Annotated in this window: 21 protein-coding genes and 1 pseudogene; 7 read left to right on the top strand and 15 right to left on the bottom strand. The window is 61.5% G+C overall.

The window, feature by feature from the left end:
• The first annotated feature begins 142 nt into the window (after nucleotides 1-142).
• Both BN77_RS00900 and BN77_RS00895 read left to right on the top strand, forming a co-directional pair.
• Nucleotides 143-1,051 (top strand): LysR family transcriptional regulator, encoded by a 909-nt coding sequence (locus BN77_RS00900; protein ID WP_007527505.1) that lies wholly within the window; start codon nucleotides 143-145, stop codon nucleotides 1,049-1,051.
• A gap of 58 nt (nucleotides 1,052-1,109) precedes the next feature.
• Entirely contained in the window at nucleotides 1,110-2,225 is a 1,116-nt protein-coding gene (locus BN77_RS00895) for an HPP family protein (RefSeq protein WP_007527503.1), read from the top strand.
• A gap of 8 nt (nucleotides 2,226-2,233) precedes the next feature.
• Here BN77_RS00895 and BN77_RS00890 read toward each other — a convergent pair whose 3' ends face one another.
• From BN77_RS00890 to BN77_RS00855, 8 genes are all read right to left on the bottom strand, one after another.
• Nucleotides 2,234-2,551 carry a hypothetical protein gene (locus tag BN77_RS00890; RefSeq protein WP_007527501.1) on the bottom strand — a complete coding sequence of 106 codons (318 nt, stop codon included), beginning with the start codon at nucleotides 2,549-2,551 and terminating at the stop codon, nucleotides 2,234-2,236.
• Entirely contained in the window at nucleotides 2,551-4,047 is a 1,497-nt protein-coding gene (cysG, locus tag BN77_RS00885) for a siroheme synthase CysG (protein WP_040676588.1), read from the bottom strand. Before cysG ends, BN77_RS00890 begins: the two co-directional genes overlap by 1 nt.
• On the bottom strand, nucleotides 4,019-6,676 hold the full coding sequence (locus BN77_RS00880; protein WP_007527497.1) for a nitrate reductase: 2,658 nt from the start codon (nucleotides 6,674-6,676) through the stop codon (nucleotides 4,019-4,021). The genes cysG and BN77_RS00880 overlap by 29 nt, the downstream gene beginning before the upstream one ends.
• Nucleotides 6,676-7,011, bottom strand: coding sequence for a nitrite reductase small subunit NirD (gene nirD, locus BN77_RS00875; RefSeq protein WP_007527496.1), 336 nt, complete (start codon nucleotides 7,009-7,011; stop codon nucleotides 6,676-6,678). Before nirD ends, BN77_RS00880 begins: the two co-directional genes overlap by 1 nt.
• Nucleotides 7,012-7,015: 4 nt before the next feature.
• Entirely contained in the window at nucleotides 7,016-9,466 is a 2,451-nt protein-coding gene (gene nirB, locus BN77_RS00870; protein ID WP_007527494.1) for a nitrite reductase large subunit NirB, read from the bottom strand.
• Nucleotides 9,467-9,483: 17 nt separating this feature from the next.
• Nucleotides 9,484-10,746 (bottom strand): MFS transporter, encoded by a 1,263-nt coding sequence (locus BN77_RS00865; RefSeq protein ID WP_040676586.1) that lies wholly within the window; start codon nucleotides 10,744-10,746, stop codon nucleotides 9,484-9,486.
• Nucleotides 10,747-11,062: 316 nt separating this feature from the next.
• On the bottom strand, nucleotides 11,063-12,277 hold the full coding sequence (locus tag BN77_RS00860) for a CmpA/NrtA family ABC transporter substrate-binding protein (protein WP_007527490.1): 1,215 nt from the start codon (nucleotides 12,275-12,277) through the stop codon (nucleotides 11,063-11,065).
• On the bottom strand, nucleotides 12,274-12,891 hold the full coding sequence (locus BN77_RS00855) for an ANTAR domain-containing response regulator (protein ID WP_007527488.1): 618 nt from the start codon (nucleotides 12,889-12,891) through the stop codon (nucleotides 12,274-12,276). The genes BN77_RS00860 and BN77_RS00855 overlap by 4 nt, the downstream gene beginning before the upstream one ends.
• A 390-nt stretch (nucleotides 12,892-13,281) precedes the next feature.
• Here BN77_RS00855 and BN77_RS00850 point away from each other — a divergent pair, with 390 nt between their 5' ends.
• Nucleotides 13,282-14,040 (top strand): alpha/beta hydrolase, encoded by a 759-nt coding sequence (locus tag BN77_RS00850; protein ID WP_007527484.1) that lies wholly within the window; start codon nucleotides 13,282-13,284, stop codon nucleotides 14,038-14,040.
• Nucleotides 14,041-14,112: 72 nt separating this feature from the next.
• On the opposite strand, the gene BN77_RS00845 is transcribed toward BN77_RS00850, so the two are convergent.
• From BN77_RS00845 to BN77_RS00835, 3 genes are all read right to left on the bottom strand, one after another.
• On the bottom strand, nucleotides 14,113-14,376 hold the full coding sequence (locus BN77_RS00845) for a DUF2312 domain-containing protein (protein ID WP_007527482.1): 264 nt from the start codon (nucleotides 14,374-14,376) through the stop codon (nucleotides 14,113-14,115).
• A 91-nt stretch (nucleotides 14,377-14,467) separates the two neighbouring features.
• Nucleotides 14,468-14,776 (bottom strand): DUF1244 domain-containing protein, encoded by a 309-nt coding sequence (locus BN77_RS00840; protein ID WP_007527480.1) that lies wholly within the window; start codon nucleotides 14,774-14,776, stop codon nucleotides 14,468-14,470.
• Between the two features lie 9 nt (nucleotides 14,777-14,785).
• On the bottom strand, nucleotides 14,786-15,577 hold the full coding sequence (locus BN77_RS00835) for an N-formylglutamate amidohydrolase (protein ID WP_007527478.1): 792 nt from the start codon (nucleotides 15,575-15,577) through the stop codon (nucleotides 14,786-14,788).
• A 197-nt stretch (nucleotides 15,578-15,774) separates the two neighbouring features.
• Here BN77_RS00835 and BN77_RS00830 point away from each other — a divergent pair, with 197 nt between their 5' ends.
• The 3 genes from BN77_RS00830 (at nucleotide 15,775) to BN77_RS00820 (ending at nucleotide 18,467) form a co-directional block, all read left to right on the top strand.
• Entirely contained in the window at nucleotides 15,775-16,260 is a 486-nt protein-coding gene (locus BN77_RS00830) for a DUF1036 domain-containing protein (protein ID WP_007527475.1), read from the top strand.
• Nucleotides 16,260-17,699, top strand: a complete 1,440-nt coding sequence (pyk, locus tag BN77_RS00825) for a pyruvate kinase (protein ID WP_007527473.1) — start codon at nucleotides 16,260-16,262, stop codon at nucleotides 17,697-17,699. Before BN77_RS00830 ends, pyk begins: the two co-directional genes overlap by 1 nt.
• 132 nt (nucleotides 17,700-17,831) lie before the next feature.
• The gene (locus tag BN77_RS00820) at nucleotides 17,832-18,467 is read left to right on the top strand and encodes a LysE family translocator (protein ID WP_007527471.1); all 636 of its coding nucleotides are present in this window, start codon (nucleotides 17,832-17,834) and stop codon (nucleotides 18,465-18,467) included.
• A 1-nt stretch (nucleotide 18,468) separates the two neighbouring features.
• Here BN77_RS00820 and BN77_RS00815 read toward each other — a convergent pair whose 3' ends face one another.
• The 3 genes and pseudogenes from BN77_RS00815 to BN77_RS00810 form a co-directional block, all read right to left on the bottom strand.
• The gene (locus tag BN77_RS00815; protein ID WP_007527469.1) at nucleotides 18,469-19,020 is read right to left on the bottom strand and encodes a DUF4865 family protein; all 552 of its coding nucleotides are present in this window, start codon (nucleotides 19,018-19,020) and stop codon (nucleotides 18,469-18,471) included.
• Nucleotides 19,017-19,410 (bottom strand): annotated as a pseudogene (locus BN77_RS34585) (cupin domain-containing protein). The gene BN77_RS00815 and the pseudogene BN77_RS34585 overlap by 4 nt, the downstream one beginning before the upstream one ends.
• Entirely contained in the window at nucleotides 19,407-19,826 is a 420-nt protein-coding gene (locus BN77_RS00810; RefSeq protein ID WP_007527464.1) for a tautomerase family protein, read from the bottom strand. Before BN77_RS00810 ends, BN77_RS34585 begins: the two are co-directional and overlap by 4 nt.
• Nucleotides 19,827-19,934: 108 nt before the next feature.
• Here BN77_RS00810 and BN77_RS00805 point away from each other — a divergent pair, with 108 nt between their 5' ends.
• Complete coding sequence (locus tag BN77_RS00805) at nucleotides 19,935-20,864, top strand: LysR substrate-binding domain-containing protein (protein WP_007527462.1); 930 nt, start codon at nucleotides 19,935-19,937, stop codon at nucleotides 20,862-20,864.
• Here the strand turns inward: BN77_RS00805 and BN77_RS00800 are convergent.
• A complete protein-coding gene (locus tag BN77_RS00800) occupies nucleotides 20,855-21,799 on the bottom strand; it encodes a GlxA family transcriptional regulator (RefSeq protein WP_007527460.1) in 945 nt (314 codons plus the stop codon). The genes BN77_RS00805 and BN77_RS00800 overlap by 10 nt on opposite strands.
• Nucleotides 21,800-21,825: the final 26 nt, after the last annotated feature.

Below are 21,825 nucleotides of genomic sequence, written 5' to 3'. Positions count from 1 at the left end.
GGAGCGATCCAGCGGCTCTGTTGTTTCTGGTCCTGTGGCGGATGGTCGCGGGGCGCGGGTGCGGTTTCAGCAAAAAGCGCGAGTTGATTTTCATTTCCATATCGAGAATAAAGTGCCTCGAGCGTTTTCGAAAAGTGAAGACATGGATCTATCCTCGATTGAAATCTTTCAAGCGGTCGCGTCAACCTGCAGCGTCACGAAGGCGGCGGCTGCGGTAGGCCGTGTGCCGTCGAATGTCACCACCCGTATCCAGCAGCTCGAAGAGAATCTCGGGGTGGCGCTGTTCTCTCGCGACGGCAAGAAGATGTCGCTGACGCGCGAAGGAATGATCTTCGTGTCCTATGCGACGCGCCTCGCTGACCTAGCCGAGGAGGCAAGGCAGGCCGTGCGGCCGCTGGTGGCATCGGGAGTGCTGCGCGTTGGAACCATGGAGAGTACGGCTGCAAGCCGGCTCCCCGACGTCATCAGACGCTTCGGGTTGTTGTGGCCCGACGTCTCTCTGCAATTGACAATGGGCGCGACGCGGGAGCTCATGCAGAGTGTGTTGGCCGAAGAGCTGGACTGCGCATTGGTCGCGCGGCCGCCAGAGGCGTCGCTCGACAAGACGCGCTATGCCGATCTCGACCTAAGCGGATTCGATGCGCGGCGCATCTATGTCGAGGATCTGATCCTCGTCCTTCCCCCGAAACATCCTGATATCAAGGACGCGAGGAACCTGCGTGTCGGCACACTTGCTGTGATGGAGCCCGGGTGCACCTATCGGCGAATGGCCGAGGAGTGGGTTAAGGATGGCGCCTCCCTGCGCACGCTGGAGCTCGGTTCCTATCACGCGATCCTCGCGAGCGTTGTCGCCGGCAATGCCTTCGCCGTCATGCCGCGCTCGGTGTTCGACCTGCTGCGCTGGCCTGCCGATATCGTCACTTGCGAGATTGGCGCTGTGGAGACATTTCTCGTCCGCTGCAATGGCGGCCGGTCGGACTCTTTCGAGGCCTTTTACGATGTCCTTGTTGCCTCGCGGGGCAGGGACGTCCTCTCGCTCTCGCGCGGATGACCTCGGGTCGCATTCGTTTCTCAAACAAGACTTCGTTTCACAAAACTGTCGGTCCGTCATGTCAAATTCCAGCACTCCCAAGGCCGATTCCAGCCACCGCTTTCGTCTGTTTTCGCCGGTCCTTGCCGGCGCGACGCTGCGTGAGCGTATGTTCGCCTGCCTTGGTGCGCTGATCGCGATTGCGCTGACCGGTATGGTCAGCGGCTACTTTTTCGGGCACGGCTCGCACCTGCCGTTGATCGTTGCGCCAATGGGCGCCTCGGCCGTGCTGCTTTTCGCCGTGCCCGCAAGTCCGCTGGCGCAGCCGTGGTCGATAATTGGCGGCAACACGATCTCCGCAATGATGGGCATTCTCGCGGCACATTTTATCCATGAACCGATCATTGCGATCGGCGTTGGCGTTTCGCTGGCGATCGGCGCCATGTCGTTCACACGCTGCCTGCATCCGCCCGGCGGTGCCGCGGCATTGACCGCTGTGCTTGGTGGGCCCGCGGTAGCAAACTGGGGGCTGCTTTTCCCGTTCGTTCCGGTGGCGCTGAATTCCTGCATCCTGGTCGCGCTCGGCATTCTTTTTCATAAGCTCGGTCGGCGAAACTATCCGCATGTCGCCGTTCCAGCGCCGTTCAACACACATCAGACGATCGATCCGCCATCCGCGGTGCGGATTGGCTTCCGCGAGGAAGACGTCGATGCGGCACTGGCGAAGTTCGAGGAAACTTTCGATATCGATCGCGGCGACCTAAGCCGCTTGCTGCGGCAGGTCGAGGTCGAGGCTGCTGTTCGTTCTCACGGCGCCGTCACCTGCGCCGACATCATGTCGCGCGATCTGATTGCGGTCGGCGAGAACGCCACGGCGGAAGAGGCGCGCGCTCTGCTTCTGAAGCACAATATCCGCACGCTGCCTGTGAAGGATGGCAGCGGGCGATTGATAGGAACGGTCGGGCTGCGGGAATTGATGCACGCCGAGCGGCTTGTCGGTCATACCGCGGCGGCTGTGACCGGTTTGCCCGATGCGCCTGCGATCAGCCTATTGCCGCATCTGACGGATGGGCGCACCCACGCCGTTGTTATCGTTGATGCCGGTGGCCACATGGTCGGGCTCATCTCGCAAACGGACCTGCTGAGTGCCATGGCCCACATGCTGCCGGAACAGATGGCGCAAAGCGCCGCTTGAAGTGATAGCTAAACGAGAGTGGTCGGGGCTAGTTGCAGGTAGGCGGCAAGGCTGAGTGTGGCCAGCCATACAGCGAGCGGCGGGGCTGGTATTCGCGCCGCCCAACCGAGGAGCGGGCCGAGCACCGCGATTAGCATGCCGAACCATGGCCCGTTGCCGGCGAAGGCCAACCCTAGGGCGGAAAGGCCGATCGCACTGGAAATCATGGTAAGTGGAGCGGTTGCCACGGCAATCTGCGTCTCGCTGCGAAAGATGCTGCTCAAGCGCGGCCAGCTCAAGGCAATGGCAAGAACGAGGAAGACGGGGGCGATCATCTGGAGTTGCATCAGCGCCCTCCCATGACCAAGTGGCGATCGCTGTCGAAATCGTTCGTGTCGCGAGCGGCGGTTTGGCGTGCCGCAAGCGCGCTGCCGACGGCAATCAGCACAGGATTGTCGTAGCCGATTTGCGCGATTCCATCGGGGATCGTTGCAAGGGTGCCGCTCCAGTCGCGCTCCGTCGCCCGGCTGACGTCGCTGATGACAATGGCTGGCGTTTCAGGCGACAGGCCTTCTTCGACCAACCGATCGGCGATTAGCGGTGCCGTTCGTCCTCCCATGTAGAAGATAGTTGTCGTGCGTGGATCGGCGACGGCGGCCCAATCGATATCCACCGGAAGGCCGGCGTGGCGAGAGTGACCGGTGATGAAGCGGACAGACTGCGCGTGGTCGCGGTGCGTCAGCGAAATCCCCAGGCGGGAGGCCATGGCGCTGGCGGCCGTGATGCCGGGGATGACGTCGACCGGAATATTCTGGCGATCGAGGTGGGCAAGCTCCTCTCCAGCGCGGCCGAAAATCATCGGGTCGCCGGACTTTAAACGCACCACGCGCTTACCTGCCTTGGCGAGCTTCACCATCATGTCGTTGATATCTTCCTGGCGGCAGCTCGTGCGGCCGCCGCGTTTTCCCACCAGCATGCGCTTGGCTTCACGACGCGCTAGTTCCAGTATCTCCGATGATACAAGGTCGTCGAAGAGGATCACGTCGGCCGCGTGCAGGGCGCGAACGGCCTTCAACGTCAGGAGCTCCGCATCACCAGGGCCGGCGCCGACCAGCGTCACACGTCCTTTGGAGCGGGCGCGCGCTTCCCGAAGCCGCTCGGCTTCCTTGAGAAGCTGCCCGCCGACGCCCTCCTCCGGCCCATTCGAACTTGAAAAGGCGCGATCAACGAACCTCTCCCAGAAGGCGCGCCGCAAAGGGCCGGGTGCCAGTCGTTCGTTGACCCGGTCGCGCAGCGACTGTGCCAACCCCGCCCAGTCTTTCAGCGTCCGTGGCAGCAGGGTTTCGATCCGTCGGCGGATTGCCTGGGCGAGGATCGGGGCCGCACCGTCGGTGGATATCGAGACTATGACGGGCGAGCGGTTGACGATCGAGCCGAACTGGAACTGGCAAAAGGCGGGGTTGTCTATGACGTTGACCGGCACGCCGGCGATGCAGGCAGCATCGAAGAAGGCTTTCGCCTCATTGTCCTCCTCACAGTCGGCGATGGCGATGGCCGCGCCGGCAAAGATAGTTTCGTCCCATGCTTGGCAGTGATGAATGAAGCCGCCTTGAGGGTGTTCAGCCCCCCGCAGGATCAGCGTCTCGAACGTATCGGAAAGCTCGCCGGCATAAACGTGGACCTCCGCGCCGCATGCAGCGAGAAGCTCGGCCTTCCACGCGGCGGCATCAGATCCGCCGCTGACGATCACTCGCTTGCCTTCAAGCGCCCAGAACAGCGGCAGCTTGGCAAGCGGCTCCATGCGGGCGGGTGCTTTACTCCGCAGCTGCTGCAAGACATCCATCGACGATCCCCCTAATCTCGGCGCGGCAGGAGCCGCAGTTGGTCCCGGCATTGAGTTCCTTGCCGACGGCTTCGACGCTGTGGCAGCCGCCGCGAACGGCAGCGACAATCTGGTTGGCGCCGACACCGAAGCAGGAGCAGACAGTGGCGCCTGGATCGGGCTTGTCCGCACCGGGGCGACCGGCCACGAGAGCGAAGCGCCTGCGCAAATTGGTGTGTTCAGCGGTGAGCTGAGAGATCGCCCAGTTGCGGGCAACCGCCACCGGTTCACAGGCCAGGAACAGCGCCGCGAGCAATCGCTTGCCGTCGAAGAAGGCAAGCCTCAGATCGCCGGATTGCTGGTCGGCGTAACCAAGTGGCTCGACGTCGTTGGGGATATCGAATGTCGTTCGGCACCACGCGCACCAATCTTCGACCGGCTGCGCGAAGGCGAGTTCCACCCGCCAGCCGCCTTCAGCCTTTGCGAGCGCCCAGTAGGCCGCGGCGAGGTGGCGCGGCTTAGCCCCAGAAACCGCAAAGCCGTAGCGAGCCGCCTTGAAGCGCCGTGCCGTGACCGCGACATTCTTGGACGCTGGCTGGCCCGAGATTGCGTCGGTCAAGGGCGCTACAACGGCGTCGATGCGAGCCATCGCGGCAAACTGATCGTTCCAGTGCATCGGTACGAAAATGCTGCGGCGGGTCTGACGCTGCGTGATCAGGGCACGAACCACGGCTTTGCCGTGCGGGCTTTCGATCTCGACGAGACCGGCATTGCCGACGCCGATCTCGATCGCGTCGCGCGGATGGAGCTCGGCGAAGGGCTCGGCGATATGTGACGATAGGCGTGCGCTTTTCCCCGTCCGCGTCATCGTATGCCACTGGTCGCGGATACGGCCCGTGTTCAGCGTGAAGGGATAATCGGTGTTGGTGCGATCCGAGGCGACCGGTTTGACGGCAACGAAGCGTGCCTTGGTGTCGGCGTGGTAGAAGCCGCCCTTGGCGAAGAAGCGGGTCACGGGCGCTTCGCGGCCAGCAGGCTGCGGCCACTGGAAAGGCGATAATTCCTCATAGGACTGACGGTCGATGCCGGCGTATGCACCGATATCGAAGTCGCGATTGCCGTTGTTCTCGAAAGCGGAAAGGGCGGCGTGTTCGTCGAAGATCTCGGCATTGGAGCCGAAGTCGAAGGCGTCAGAAAAGCCCATGCGGCGAGCCACTTCGGCAAGCTGCCACCAGTCGGCTCGGGCGTCTCCGGGCGCATCGAGGAAGGAGCGCTGGCGGGAGATGCGTCGCTCTGAGTTGGTGACCGTGCCGTTCTTTTCGCCCCAGCCGAGCGAGGGCAGAAGGACGTCAGCGTGGCGCGCGGTATCCGTGTCCTTGAGGATGTCGGAGACAACGACGAAGGGACAGGCCTTGATAGCGGCCTCGACGGCGCCGGCATCCGGCAGTGACACGACGGGGTTGGTCGCCATGATCCAGAGGGCCTTAATGCGCCCGTCGGCGACGGCCTTGAACATGTCGACCGCCTTCAGGCCCGGCTTTTCGGCAATGGTCGGCGCACTCCAGAAGCGCTGGACGCGGTCGCGATCCGCAGCACTTTCGATCGCCATGTGGGCGGCGAGCATGTTGGCGAGCCCGCCGACCTCGCGCCCGCCCATCGCATTCGGCTGGCCGGTGAGCGAGAAAGGCCCCATGCCCGGCCGACCGATCCTACCGGTGGCGAGGTGACAGTTGATGATGGCGTTGACCTTGTCAGTGCCCGAGGAGGATTGGTTGACGCCCTGGCTGTAGCAGGTGACCACTTTTTCGGTGCCGGCAAAGAGCCGATAGAATTCGCGAAGCTGCATGGCCGGTAGGCCGGTCAGTTCCAGCACTTCGTTGAAGGAGACGCCTGATGCCGCCGCAAAGGCCTCGTCAAAGCCGTTGGTATGCTCGGCAATATAATTCCGGTCGATGGCATTGCTTGTGATCAAGTGTTCGAAAAGGCTGATAAAAAGTGCAACGTCGCTGTCCGGCCGGATGGCGAGATGCAGGTCGGCGATATCGGCGGTCATCGTCCGGCGTGGATCGATGACGATGACCTTCATGCCCGGGCGGGCTGCCTTGGCAGCCGCCAACCGTTGATAGATGACCGGGTGGCACCAGGCGAGGTTCGAGCCGGTAAGGATCACCAGATCGGCAAGCTCAATGTCCTCATACGTGCCCGGCACGGTATCCGATCCGAAGGCGCGGCGGTGACCCGCGACGGATGACGACATGCAGAGCCGCGAATTGGTGTCGATGTTGGCCGACCCGATGAAGCCTTTCATCAGCTTGTTGGCGACGTAGTAGTCTTCGGTCAGCAGCTGACCGGAGACGTAGAAGGCAACGGAATCGGGTCCGTGCTCCGCGACGGCATCCGAAAAGCGCTGCGCAACGAGGTCAAGTGCCTGTCCCCATTCTGCCCGCTCGCCCGAAATCTCCGGGTGGAAAATGCGCCCGTCGAGATCGACGGTTTCGCCAAGCGCTGAGCCTTTCGAGCACAGCCGCCCGAAGTTCGAGGGATGATCCGGGTCGCCCTTGACGGAAACCTTGCCGTCTTTGGCGACCTTGGCGATGACGCCGCAGCCGACACCGCAATAGGGACATGTTGTCTTGACCTCTTTCTCCATCATTCGGCCGCCATCATGAGGCTTTCGAGCGCGATGTAGAGGGCGCCATCGTCGTTGCGCACCGCGATGGTCGGGACTTCGCCCTCGTCGGCGCCGAGCGCCTTTCCGGTCTCGAGCGAAATTACCCAGTTGTGCAGCGGGCAGGTAACCGCCTTTGCATGCACGATGCCCTGGGAGAGAGGCCCGCCCTTGTGCGGGCAGTGGTCCTCTATCGCGAAAACCTCGTTTTCCGCCGTGCGGAAAACGGCGATCTTGCCCTGGGGTGTCTTCACGCAGCGAGCGCCGCGTAGCGGAATTTCGGAAATGTCGCCGATTGAAATCCAATTCATGTCCATCTCCTTACTCCGCGGCCTGCGGGTAACCGATGGTCGCCATCGGCTTGAACTCATGCTTGTCCTTGCCGGAGACACGCTCCGACCAGGGATCGACCTGGGCGAATTTCTGGGAGAAGACGAAGCGATCGTAGTAGGCCTTGCGCTTGTCGGCGTCGCCTATGATCTGTCGGCGGATTTCGTCGAGTCCGACGCGTTTTGCCCACTTGTAGATGCGCTCGAGATAGCGGGCCTGCTCGCGGTACATCTGCGTCAGCGCCACGATATGCTCCAAGGCGTCGTCCTCGGTCTTCACGAGCCCGAGGACCTCGGTGCCCTTGATGTCGAGACCGGCCGCACCGGCGAAATGGATCTCGAAACCGCTGTCGACGCAGATGACGCCGATGTCCTTGCAGGTCGCTTCAGCGCAATTGCGCGGGCAGCCAGAGACGGCCATTTTCAGCTTGGCCGGCGTCCAGGAGCCCCACATGAACTTCTCGATGCGGATGCCGAGGCCGGTGGAATCCTGTGTTCCGAAGCGGCACCAGTCGGAGCCGACGCAGGTCTTCACGGTCCGCAGACCCTTTGCGTAGGCCTGGCCAGAGACGAAGCCTGCCTTGCCGAGATCGGCCCAGACGGCCGGAAGATCCTCCTTCTCGATGCCGAGCAGGTCGATGCGCTGACCACCGGTCACCTTGACCATGGGAATTTCGAACTTGTCGACGACATCAGCGATGGCGCGCAATTCGTTGGAGTTCGTCACGCCGCCCCACATGCGCGGAACGACGGAATAGGTGCCGTCCTTCTGGATGTTGGCGTGGACGCGCTCATTGATGAAGCGCGACTGGTAATCGTCGGCATATTCGTCCGGCCAGTCGCACACGAGGTAGTAGTTGAGGGCGGGACGACACTTGGCGCAGCCGCACGACGTCTTCCATTCCAGTTCCTGCATGACGGCAGGAATGCTCTTCAAACCCTTGGCCTTGATGAGGCGCCTGACGTCGTCGTGGCCGAGTTCGGTGCAGGTGCACATGGGCTGGACGGCGGCCGGGTTGTAGCTATCGCCGAGGGTCAGCGTCATCAGCTTTTCAACGAGACCGGTGCAGGAGCCGCAGGAGGCGGACGCCTTGGTGTGGGCACGCACATCGTCCAGCGACGTCAGGCCCCTCGCTGTGATAGTCGAGGTGATCTTGCCCTTGCAGACGCCGTTGCAGCCACAGATTTCCGCGTCATCCGGCAAGGCTGCAACGGCCGCCATAGGGTCCAGCGGCGACCCTCCCTGGTAGGCCTGGCCAAAGATTAGCGTTTCGCGCATCTCCTTGATGTCTGTTTGTTTCTTTTTAAGATCGTTAAACCAGGCGCCATCGGCGGTTTCGCCGTAGAGCACCGTGCCGATAATCCTGTTGTCCTTTAGCACGAGGCGCTTGTAGACACCGGCGGAGGCGTCGCGCAGTACGATCTCCTCGCGGTCGTCACCATCGGCGAAGTCGCCGAGCGAGAAGAGTTCGATGCCGGTGACCTTGAGCTTGGTCGGCGTGTCTGAATGCACGAAGGCAGCCGACCGGTCGCCGGACAGATGCGAGGCGGCCACGCGGGCCATCTCGTAAAGCGGCGCGACGAGACCATAGACCATGCCCCCTACTTCAGCACACTCGCCGAGCGCCATGATGCTGCCGTCAGAGGTCTGCATGCCGTCATCAACGACGATGCCGCGGTTGACCGCAAGGCCGGCGTCCTTGGCTAGCCCGACGCTCGGGCGGATGCCGACTGCCATCACGACCAGGGTTGCCGGAATGATGCGGCCGTCGTCGAGCTCGATGCCCTCGACCTTGCCGTTGCCGACAATTGCCTTGGTGTTGGCTTTGGTGATGACCTTGATGCCGCGCTCTTCCACGGCCTTCTGCAGGAGGTAGCCGGCAGCCGGATCGAGCTGTCGCTCCATCAGTGTCGGCATCACGTGCAGGACGGTGACCTCCATTCCGCGCGAGGCAAGCCCGGCAGCTGCTTCGAGGCCAAGCAGCCCGCCGCCGATGACGACCGCCTTCTCGCGAGACTGAGCGGCAAGCAGCATCGCCTGCACATCGTCGAGATCGCGGTAGGTGATGACGCCGCGCAGATCTTTGCCGGGTACAGGGATGATGAAAGGTACGGAGCCCGTGGCGATCACCAGCTTGTCGTAGCTTTCCGTGACTCCGTGATCGGACGTCACCGTCTTGGCAGCACGATCGATCTTGATGATCTTGTGGCCCTTGTAGAGGGTAATGCCGTGCTTGATATACCATCCATCCCCGTGGATGATGATCTCTTCATATTCCTTCTCGCCGGATAGAACCGGCGAGAGCATGATGCGGTCGTAATTGACGCGCGGTTCGGCGTTGAAGATCGTAACCTGATATCGGTCCGGCGCCTTTTCGAAGAGGTGTTCGAGCATGCGCCCGGGCGCCATGCCGTTGCCGATGATGACAAGCTTCTCAGTCATAGTTTCAAGTCCTCAGATCAGGTGGCAGCGACGGCTTGCGCAGAGAGGCCCTGGCGGTCGAGCTGCTTGACCGAAAGGTGCATCCAGATGAGCGAGATGACGACGATCGCAAAGAGCAGCATGAAGCAGCTCGACCAGAGGCCGGTCACGTCCTTGAGCAGGCCAAAGGCGATCGGCAGGATGAAGCCGCCAAGGCCGCCCATCATGCCGACGATGCCACCGACCGCCCCCACACTTTCGGGATAGTAGGCGGGGATGTGCTTGTAGACCGCCGCCTTGCCGAGGCTCATGACGAAGCCGAGGGCAAAGATAACGACGATGAAGATGCCAGGCGTGATGCCAATTGCGGCGCCGGACCCCGCAGCCGGGAGCGACAGGATAAGCGTCGCGGCGGCCGCTACCGCGAACATGACATACATCACGCTGCGGGCGCCCTTCTTGTCGGAAACGACACCACCGAAGGCACGGAAGATGCTGCCGGGGATGGAATAGGCGGCAGCGACCATGCCGGCGACTTCGAGATTGAAGCCGTAGACACCGACCAGATAGCGGGGCAGCCACAGCGACAGGGCAACGAAACCGCCGAAGGCAAAGAAGTAATAGAGGGAGAAGCGCCAGACCTGGACGTTCTTCAGGGGTACGAATTCCTGCGCCAGGCTCTTGGAGGCGAGCTTGCCTTCGCGGCGAAGGCAGAAGGCCGGATCATCAGTCGTCGTGAACCAGAAGACAATTGCCATCAGCGCCAGGCCGACGGCCCAGATCTGGGCAACAGCCTGCCAGCCCCAGGCGATCAGGACAAAGGGTGCTGCGAATTTGGTTACCGCGGCGCCGACATTGCCGGCGCCGAAGATGCCAAGCGCCGTTCCCTGCTTCTCAGCGGGAAAAAAGGGCGAGACATAGGCGACGCCGACCGCAAACGAGCCGCCGGCAAGCCCAACGCCGAGGCCAGCGATTAGCATCTGCGTATAGGTGTGGGCATAGGAGAGCAAGAAAGTGGCCACGGCGGCGGCAAGCATGGTGATCGTATAGACGAGACGGCCGCCAAAACGGCTGGTCCAGATGCCGAGAAGGATGCGCACCAGCGAACCGGTCAGCACTGGTGTGCCGACCAGCAATCCGAACTGGGCCTCGTTCAGGCTAAGCTCCTGTTTGATGCGGATGCCGATGATCGCGAAGATCGTCCAGACGGCGAAACAGAGGGTGAAGGCAATCGTGGACATCCACAATGCTTTGGCCGGTTCGCCGGCTGATATGGACTGCGTGTTCCTGATGACAGACATGGCTTCTCCGAGGCCCGACATAGTCGTGCCGATCCATCGCTATGGGTTAAAAACAAAAAGCCGCTGGTCAGGGCGCGCGTGCACGGGAGGTGCGCGAGATATCCTGATCAGCGGCTTTGCTGTGGGCGCCCGTCGTTGGACGCCGAATTCTGGGCCTGTTGGCCTGCATTTACTGAAGCAAAGGCCGTGCCAGTTTATTAAGTCGTTGTTTTTATTGGTAGTATATATCGCTTGAAATCAAATGAACATTTTTTGCGTCAATCCCACGTGCGGCAATCGCTCTAAAATTGTGCAATGCGCATAAATTTGGCGCGCACTAGGGATGAGCCTGGCTCGCGATGTAGCTGTCGATATCATCGGGATCGAACAGACCGCCGTCGAAAAATCCGTCCGGTCCGAGCGTCAGTGCGCCGCTGGAGCCGACGGGAGTCTCGGAGTGGAGCGCACCTTCCACTTTGGAACTCGCGGCCGGCATAGCGACACCCAATGCCCTAAGCGCCCCTCGATAGATATCGGGCCTGTAGGTGTCGTTGGCGATCTGTTGGCGCTCTGCCGTGTGCCCGATGTGTCCCCAGCGAACCATCTGTGTATAGAACCACAGGGCGTGGCTCTTCCACGGAAATGTCGCAGCCTTGGCGTTGGGGACGAAAAAGTCCTTGATGCTCATCGTCTCGCTCCCCCCGATACCGAGCACGCCGGTCAACGCGGGCAGCAGACTTTCTGGAGGCCGATCGACATAGGCGGGCTTCGAGAGCAGATCGGCAAGTTCTTCGTGATTGCGGGTGTCCGCGCACCAGAGGGAGGCCGTGTACAGTCCCTGCAGCAGGGCTGCCAAGGCCTCCGGGTGTCCATCGGCCCAACGGCTGTTGACACCGAGCACCTTTTCCGGGCTCGACTTCCAGATGGCTGCCTTCACCGTCGCGAGATGGGCGCGGTTATGGAGCACGCCCAGCGTGTTCCACGGCTCGCCGGCGCAGTAACCGTCGATAATGCCTGATGTCAACGCGTCAGCCATATCGGGCGGAGGCAGGATGCCGATCTCCACATCTTCATCTGGATCAATACCGCTGGCGGACAGCCAGTAGCGCAGTTCGTAGTTGTGACCTGAATAGGGATGGACGACACCGAAGCGAAGCCGTTCACCTTTGTGGCGGTGGATGACCTGCCGTAGGGCAAGGCCGCTGGAGCGGGCGTCCAGATCGGGCGCGGCGCCGCATTCGGCCATCTCGCTCCAGAGGTCGGCGGAGACAGTGACCGCATTGCCGCCAAGCCCAAGAGCCATTGGTACGATCATGCGCGGTGCCGGTGCGGTGAGCCCGAGATTGCAGGCGATCGGCATGGGCGCGAGAATATGCGCCACGTCGAAATGGCTGACTGCAAGCCGGTCGCGAATCGTTGCCCAGGAGCGTTCACGCACGAGCGTCAGCTCGATTTCCTGTTCTGCCGCAAAGCCTTTTTCCTTGGCGGCGACCAGAAGCGCGCTGTCGAGAAGCGGCAGGAAGCCGGCGATGATCTGATGTGTGCTCGTCATGCGTCGGTTCCCGGGTCCAGAAGGCTGGCAGCTGTAATCAGGCTTTGGGCGATCTCGACGATCTTCCTGTTCTGGTTCATCGCCGTTCGCCGCATGAGCACATAGGCTTCATCTTCGGTCAGCCCGCGGGATCGCATCAGCAATCCTTTGGCGCGGTCGAGCAGCTTGCGGTTTTCGAGTTCTCCGCGTGTCTCCTCCAACTCGCGGTTCAGACGCGAGAAGGCGTTGAAACGGCTGATCGCCATCTTGAGGATGGGACGTACGCGCTCCTGCTTCAGGCCGTCGACGATATAGGCCGAAACGCCAGCCTCGACGGCTGCCTCGATCGACGCTTCGTCCGACTTGTCGACGAACATTGCAATCGGGCGTTTCACCGCGCGGGAAATCTGAAAGATGCTTTCCAGCATATCACGGTTCGGGTTCTCGATGTCGATGACGATGACGTCGGGGTTGATTTCCATGATGCGCCTAGCGAGGCCGTTCATGTCGTCGATGATCGTGACATTGTCGTAGCCCGCCTCACGCAGGCCAATCTCGATGATAGATGCGCGGATACTGTTCTCGTCGATGACGAGGACGTTGAGGTCGCCGGGCTTGGAAGTAGAGTTGGTCACAGACTACCGCCGGCTGCTGACGTCGGGCATGCGCGACAAACGAGAAAGCGCGTGCATTGGTGTCACGAAAGGTGCCATGCCGTGATTGGTGCTGCCCGATGATCTGAGGCGAGGTCGAAGCCCCATGGCGCCATTGAATGCGCGAATCTCGCCTCAAAATCAAGCAATTTATATTGATGCCTACTCTGTGGGCATTTTGTGAAAGGGGCGGACGAATGTTCCCACCCAAACCTGCAGTGGATGGAGATGTCCTACACTGCGTTACATTTCATGACGGAGCCCGACATATCAGCGATACGTCGCGCAGACCAGATGTCCGCCTTTCAACCTCAGCCGCGCCTCCCATTTTTTTTTCAGGCACGGATGCCATAAATAAAAAGGAGTGACCGCATGAACTGCCGTATCGTTTCCACCTTCGCAGTTGCGCTGATCACGAGCGCCATCGCCTTTGCGGCTCAGGCCGCGGAAATCAAGAACATCGTCATCGTTCACGGCGCCTTCGCCGATGGGTCCGGCTGGCGCAAGGCGACCGAAATCCTGGAGCGGCGCGGCTTTCACGTTACGGTCGTCCAGGAACCTCTGACCTCGCTCGCCGATGACGTCGCCGCAACGAACCGCGTGCTTGACCTGCAGGATGGACCGACTTTGCTGGTCGGACATAGCTATGGCGGCATGGTCATTACGGAAGCAGGCCGCAACCCGCATGTCGAGGGACTTGTCTATGTGGCGGCCTTCCAGCCCGACAAGGGCGAAGACGTGGCCACTCTTGCGGGCTCAAAGCCACCGGCTGGAACAGGAATCAAGCAAACCAAGGACGGCAAGTATCTCTATCTTGACCCAAGCGTCTTTCATGCCGATTTTGCCGCCGACCTGCCAAAGGCCGAAGCGGCCTTCGTGGCGCAGTCACAAGTCTTTGCAGCCAAGGAGGTCTTTGGCACGAAAGTCGGTGATCCAGCCTGGCGGACGAAAAAGAGTTGGTCCATCGTGGCGACCGAGGATCGCTCCATCAACCCCGATCTGGAGCGGACCATGGCTAAGCGTGCCGGAAGTGTGGCCACCGAGATCAGGTCCAGCCATGCCGTCTTCGCCTCGCAGCCGAAAAAGGTTGCCGACGTGATCGAGAAGGCCGCAAAGGAAGCAGGCAGATAAGATCTGCCAGGCCCGCTAGCACAAAAAAGCCGCCGAGAATGTCGGCGGCTTAGACGGTAGGACATGTCACAATCAGCCTTCCGGCGGCGCCTCGATCATGCCGAGCGCATGCAGATAGGTGTCGAGAATTGCGTCCTCTTCCATGCGCTCCTGCTCGTCCTTCTTGCGCAGCGCAACGACCTTCTTGAGGATCTTGGTATCGAAGCCCATGCCCTTGGCTTCGCCATAGACGTCCTTGATGTCGTCGGCAATGGTCTTCTTTTCTTCTTCCAGGCGTTCAATGCGCTCCACAAAGGCGCGAAGCTGATCGCGGGCGACGCCATGAGCATCAGACATCGTGTTCTCCTGATTGGGGGTGGGAAAATTCGGATGGCGTTGACTGCCGCGAAGCGTGCTCGGGGTCAAGCCGATTCGAGAGGCACGGGAATTATTTGTGCGGCTTGTTCAGTTCAAACGCCGCTTTTTGTTCCGCCGAGGCGTTGTTCTGGTGGAGGTTCTTCCAATCGTCATACGGCATGCCGTAGACGATTTCGCGCGATTCGTCCTTTGAGAGCGGAACTCCGTCGGCCTCGGCGGCCTCGCGGTACCAGTTGGAGAGGCAGTTGCGGCAGAAGCCCGCGAGATTCATCAGGTCGATGTTCTGGACGTCGCTACGTTCGCGCAGATGCTCCACGAGGCGGCGAAAAGCCGCAGCCTCGAACTCGGTCTGTTGTTGTTTTGTCAGGGCGGGGGCCATCTCGGTCTCCTATTCGTACGGACCGGTGCGCGACACATGCACATCATACTCGTGCAGCGCCGGATCGGCGTTCATGGTCTCGAAAATCGGGGCGAGACGCTCTGCCCAAGCGGCAATGCCCGACTCGTCGCCGATCAGATCCTGGCGCACCTCAAGCAGAGCGTGCGGAATGCCGGTCAGCATGCAATGCCGATACATTGTATCGCCCTTCAGTGCGCCGTCATAAGGCTCATTATCACCCACCACGAGATCGGGGTCCCTGCGCAACATATCAATCAGGGGCGTGACGGCGCGCTGGTCGGTATCCCATAGAACTGCGGCGTGCCAAGGGCGAGGGAAGTGCTTCCAGATCGGGGTATAAGAATGAAGCGACAGGACGAGCGGCGCGCTACCGGTCTTGTTCGCTACCTTGTCGATCGTTTCGCTGACGGCCTTATGATAGGGCCGGTGAAAGGTTTCGATACGGTAATTCCACTCTTCAGCGGTGATCGGATGATTGCCCGGAACGATCGCGCCGTCTGATATCTTCATGATCAGTGTTGGGTCGTCCTCGCCACGATTGGGATCAATCAGCAGGCGCGAAAAGCCGCCGAGCACGGCCGGCACACCGAGTTTCGCCGACAAGTTTCTCACCAGTCCCTCGATGCCGATGTCATAGGCGATGTGACGCTCAAAGGCACTATCTGGCAAGCCCAGTCGCCCATAGCCCTCCGGCAGTCGGTTCATTGCGTGATCGCCGAGCAGCACCATGCCTCTGTCATGATTGCCGGCTAGTAGTTCGAATGATTTGAAGGTGCTCATGGAGGAAATGTCGATCGCAGTTTACGGGGCCCTCTTTGATCGCACGGGCCATCGACGGGTTCAAGCGCGCTCGGCAAGCAAAGGCTGCGGCGCGGTCCGAGTACGGCCGCTATCAAGAATATAATCGATTAGCATTGCGTTGACATTCGCCGGGAGGCAGCGCAAGAAAGCACAAACAACGAATAACCGGGAGCCAATTGGAAGTCGTGTTGATCCAGACCGCGCCAAGTTTCCTTACGCGTTCCGGGCCGCTTGCCCGTTTTGCTCTTTTCGTCCTCGTGGCGTTCTCGCCGTTCTTCATTGCCGATGTGGCTCGCGCGGATTTCCGGGTGTGCAACGGCACGCAGAATCTGGTGGGCGTGGCGATCGGGTATCGAGCCAAGGATGGCTGGATGACAGAAGGTTGGTGGCAGGTGCCGGCGACGACCTGCGCGACGCTCATCGAAGGGGAGTTGCAGTCCCGATATTACTATCTCTACGCCGAAGACGCTGCCCGGGGAGGCCGATGGACGGGTGACGTGCAAATGTGCGTGGCGGAAAACGAGTTCAAGATCACGGGTGTCAATGATTGCTACGCCCGTGGCTATCAGAAGATGGGGTTCAAGGAATATGATACGGGCCGCCAGGGCAGCTGGATGGTTCAACTTTCCGATGCCCCCGGCACGCAAGAAAGCCCGAATTGATGAAGCGCAACCGCAAAGTTAAAATCCTCGCCACCCTCGGACCCGCCTCGTCCGAGGAATCGATGATCGAGAAACTGCACCAGGCCGGTGCCGACGTCTTCCGCATCAACATGAGCCATGCCAGCCACGACGTGATGCGCACGCTGATCAAGCGCATCCGCGCCGTCGAAGCGCGCTCCGGCCGTCCGATCGGTATCCTCGCCGACCTGCAGGGTCCGAAGCTGCGCGTCGGCAAGTTCGCCGAAGGCAAGGTCGATCTGAAGCCAGGTGACACGTTTACGCTCGACAACAAGGACGTTCCCGGCGACGCGACCCGTGTATTCCTGCCGCATCCGGAAATTCTGGAGTCGGTGCAGCCCGGCCACCGACTGCTCATCGACGACGGCAAGCTCGCTCTGCGCGCTGAAAAGTGCGATGGCAAGAGCATCGTCACCACTGTGATCTCAGGCACGAAAATTTCCGACCGCAAGGGCGTCAGCCTACCCGACACGCTGCTGACTGTCGGCGTTCTGACCGACAAGGACCGCACCGACCTTGCAGCCGTTCTCGAAACCGATGACGTCGATTGGGTTGCGCTCTCCTTCGTGCAGCGCCCAGAAGATCTGGCCGAAGTCCGCAAGATCGCACGCGGCCGCGTCGGCATCATGTCGAAAATCGAAAAGCCGCAGGCGATCGAGCGCATCGAGGAAATCATTGAGCTCTCCGACGCACTCATGGTTGCCCGTGGCGATCTTGGCGTCGAAATGCCGCTCGAATCCGTGCCGGGTATTCAGAAGCAGTTGATCCGCGCATGCCGTCGTTCGGGTAAGCCTGTCGTCGTCGCGACGCAGATGCTGGAATCGATGATCTCCGCCCCGGTTCCGACGCGCGCCGAAGTTTCCGATGTCGCCACCGCCGTCTTCGAAGGTGCCGATGCCGTCATGCTCTCGGCCGAATCCGCTTCCGGTGACTACCCGGTTGAAGCCGTCTCGACGATGGCCTCGATCGCCAGCGCCATCGAGCGTGAACCCCACTATCCTGGCATCATCTACGCGCAGCGCGCGCAGCCGGAGGCAACTGGCGCCGATGCGATTTCGCTCGCCGCCCGCCAGATCGCCGAGACGCTCCGCCTGTCGGCCATCGTCTGTTACACCTCATCCGGTACGACCGGTCTGCGTGCCTCGCGTGAGCGTCCGCAGGTCCCGATCCTGGCGCTGTCGCCTGTCATCCAGACGGCTCGACGCCTTGCGATCGTCTGGGGTCTGCACTGCGTCGTGACGCATGACGCCACCGACCTTGACGACATGGTCAACCGCGCCTGCCGGATCGTCGCCGACGAAGGCTTCGGCAAACCGGGCGACCGCATCATCATCTCGGCCGGCGTGCCGCTCGGAACGCCGGGTGCCACCAACATGTTGCGCATTGCCTATATCGGCTCCGACGGCCAGAGCGGTGTCTGAGACTTTTAGCAGGGACTGAGGAAAACCCGTCGCCGGACCAGGCGGCGGGTTTTCTGTTTTCTGTCCACGCGATGCGCCTTGTTTGTGGTCGATGCGTATGCAAGTCTCCCCAACAGAGATCGGGAGGGCATCATGCAGACAGTCACGCTACTTGCGTTCGCAGCCGTTTCCTTTGTTGGTATCGCCACGCCCGGACCAACGGTACTTCTGGCGATGACCAACGGCTCGCGCTACGGCGTCAGGCGTGCTGTGGCCGGGATGGTTGGAGCGGTGCTCTCGGATTTCGTCCTGATTGGGGCCGTTGCGATCGGTCTCGGCGCGCTACTCGCGGCGTCCGAGTTCTGGTTCTCAGCACTGAAGTATGTCGGTGCAGCCTATCTGGCTTTTCTCGGGATCGTGATGCTGCGATCGAAAGGCACGATCGACGCAGCCATGAAGCAGGGAGTTGGGGCTGGCGGCGGCACGGCGGTTTCGATCGCGCTGAAGAGCTTCATGGTCGCAGTCACCAATCCGAAGGGCTACCTCTTCTTCTCGGCCTTCCTGCCGCAGTTCATTGACCCGACCACCCCGCAGGCGCCCCAGTATGGCGTGCTGGCGCTGGTGTTCGCGTCTCTCGATTTCATTATCATGTTGGCCTACGCCGCGTTTGGCGCGCAGGCGGTCCGCTTCCTCAAGACACAGGGCGCGCTCTGGCTCGAGCGCGCCTGCGGCGGCGCGCTGCTGGCGCTAGCTGGCTCTCTGGCGCTCTATCGTCGGGCGACGGCCTGATCTAGGACAGGGATATGTGCCCGACGCGATAGATCTGGCTCGAGCCTGCAATGAGGGGAGCCGACCGGCGCAGGCTAAAGCGCACTAGCGTCCAACAGGTTGGTTCGAAGGCTGAGATAGAGGCGACGACGTCACGCTGTCGCGCTTGTTGTTTTGCCTGTCTGATTTCCTCGTCCCTAATGTCGGCAAGCAACGAGTAGGGCTCGATGGCGATTGTCTCCTTCGTGGCAAAGCTTGCTTCTGCTAGCAAGGGCGCGGTTTCCGCGTGCCAGACAATCGAGGTCTTCACCTGGGGCCAGCCGAAGGATTGCGTCAGGCCCTTGAAGCCAGGACCGGTGAGGAAGTCGCTAGCGCGCTCCGGCTGTTGCCAGAGATAGAAAGGCGCATAAAGGTTCTCGCGGGATCCGAACTCACCTTTGCGGGCGCTGAGATATGCCTTGAAACCGAGGCCGGGAAATCCGTCCAGCATCGGTCCCTTGTCGCGGATGCGCCGGTCGATGATCGACATGTCGTAATCGACCGGCAGGGTAAAGCTGTACTGCATCGCCATCATGAGAGAGCCTCCACTGGCTTCAGCCAGTCGACGATACGACTGACCTCTGTTGCTTGCATGCTGATGTATCTAAAGGGGCTGCAGTGAGTTGCTCCTTGCCAGTGTTTTTCGCCGGCGGCGAACCAGACTGCATCTCCGACACGCAACTCCTCCACCGCGCCCCGTTCGCGTAGCGCCAAGCCTCTGCGCGTCAGAACAAAGAGCCCGCACGAGTGCGTGTGGCAGCGGGGATGGTCCCGATATCGAGGCCTGCCCTCATCGCGGTGTTCTCGCCGTCGGCTGCTCCTTCAGGCAACATCTCGACCCACAAGGGCGCGGTGACAATATCGACGGGGCGGACGGCATTTTCCGGGGGCTCTGGATTGTCATGCAGACCGGATTGTCCTTCATGTGGCGTTGCCTAAGGCGCGCGCTTCCCAACCGGGTTCGCTCATCTGCGCCTTTCCATCGCCGAACGACCATTCATCGGGTGATGTAGTGGTGACGACGATCATGATGTCTTCCGGTCGGATGCCGGGCGATGCTCCGAGAAGTTCGGCGGCCCGCTTGAAGAAGGCGTGTCGGGTCTCGGTCGAGCGAGGCTTCCCGGCGGTGATGGCGAAAAGCACGAAATCGTCGGAACGCGGTCCGGCGAGGTAGTTGAGATTGAAGATCAATTCGCCCGGTTCATGCTGGTGGATGACCTGGAAGCGGTCGGCAAGCGGCACGTTGAACGTCTCGACCATGGCGCGATGAATACTGTCTGATACCGCGCGAAGATACTCCGGCGACTTGCCGCGCAGCAGAGAGATACGAACAAAGGGCATGACGGCCTCCAATAAGTGAATTCTTGACAGAAGGAGCATCGCACGCCACGATAATGCAGAAAATCAGAATTAATTGAATGCATGATCCTGAAAAGCGGGACTATGGCCATGCGGCGGACGATCTTCGATCTGGATGTGCTGAGAACCTTTGCGACCGGAATGGAGCTCGGCAATTTCGCGCGAGCGGCCGACCGCCTCGGTCGTTCGACCTCGGCTGTCAGCGCTCAGTTGAAGAAGCTGGAGGAGCAGGCCGGCACGCCGATCTTCCGGAAGGCGGGACGCGGCCTGACCCTCACGGATGCCGGCGAAACCATGCTGGCCTATGCGCGCCGCCTGCTTGAACTCAACGAGGAGGCGGCTGCAGCGGTTAAGAGTATCGAGCTCGAGGGGTGGGTCAGGCTCGGATTACAGGAGGATTTCGGCGAAACCCTGCTGCCCGATGTGCTCGGCCGCTTTGCACGCGCGCATCCGAAGGTCCGCATCGAGGCACGGGTGGTACGCAATGTCGAGCTGATCGAGCGCGTCACCGCGGGCAAGCTCGACTTGGCGTTGGCGTGGAGCGACGGTACGCTGACGCCGCATTGCGAGAAGATCGGCGAGGTGCCGATGCGCTGGCTCGGGCCGGCGGGAGGGGCGGTCGACTGGAAACTCGGCAGCGGCGAGCCGGTACCGCTCGCCTCACTTGAGGCTCCGTGCCTGTTGCGCACCGCCGCGACCAAGGCGCTCGATACGGCAGGCATTCCCTGGCGGCTCGCATTCGTCAGTCCGAGCCTAGGCGGATTGTGGGCGGCGACGGCCGCCGGCCTCGGTATCAGCATCCGCACACCGGTCGGCCTGCCGCGGAAGGTGAAGCCGCTTGTCGCCGACGAAACCGGCCTGCCGGAGCTTCCCTCGCTCGGCCTCGTCCTGCATCGAGCCGAACTCGAGCCCGGACCGGCGACGGCGCGGCTTGCGTCAATAATGCTGCACGCGGTCCGGGAGGCTGTCGCCGACGTGGTGCCATCGGCCATCCAGCCGTCTGCGAGAGCCTATACCTGATATTCGCGCTGCGCATTTCGGCGGATCGCCTGCGGCGGCTGGCCGAAGGAGCGGAGAAACGCGCGGCGCATCCTCTCGCGATCTGCGAAGCCGGTTTCTGCGGCGACGACTTCAATCGGGTGTCGCCCCTGTTCCATCATCAGCCGGGCCGCTTCCAGGCGCAGGTGCTCCACCGCCTTGGCCGGCGATTGCCCTGTCTCTACGCGAAAAGTCCGGCTGAACTGGCGCGGGCTGAGCGCCGCCGCCTCTGCCAGCTCTTCGACGGATAGCGTGTTCTTCAGGTTGCCGCGCGCATAGGCAAGAGCCTTCTGAATGCGGTCCGATTTGGGCTCCAGTTCCAGCAGTGTAGAGAACTGCGACTGGCCGCCGGCGCGACGATGATAGACGACGAGCTTGCGGGCGACGGAGCGGGCGATGTCGGCGCCGTGATCCTTCTCGACCATCGCAAGTGCCAGATCGACGCCTGCCGTCATGCCCGCCGAGCTCCAGACAGAGCCATCGATGATGAAAATGCGATCCTCCTCGATTCTGACCTTGGGGTAGCGCGATTGCAGCTCGCGCGCGAGGAGCCAGTGCGTCGTGGCGCGACGGCCGTCCAGAACACCCGCCTCGGCCAGCAGGAACGCGCCGGTGCAGATCGAGGCGACCCGGCGCGAGGCGCCAAGCGCGTTGCGGATGAACTCGCCTTCTCTCGAGGTTGGCAGCTTGATACCGACGGCGCCCGACACCAGCAGCGTGTCGAATGCGGGATCGTCGAATTGCGCCGTCTCCATCGTGGCGCCGAAGGACCCTTGCATCGGTCCACCGGTCTCGGAGAGATAGGCGATGTCGTAGACCTGTTCGCCGACTTCGAGGTTGGTGAACTCGAAGGCCGAGATGGCGGCGAGACTCATCATCTGAAATCCGGGAAAGAGCAGGACGGCTATGCGCTGCATGGCTCAGAACTCCGTTTGTCCTAAAA

The sequence above is a fragment of the Rhizobium mesoamericanum STM3625 genome, from assembly GCF_000312665.1.
GTDB lineage: Bacteria > Pseudomonadota > Alphaproteobacteria > Rhizobiales > Rhizobiaceae > Rhizobium > Rhizobium mesoamericanum.
The sequence above is the reverse complement of the archived record's forward strand: the minus strand, read 5'-3'. Positions and strand labels throughout refer to the sequence as shown.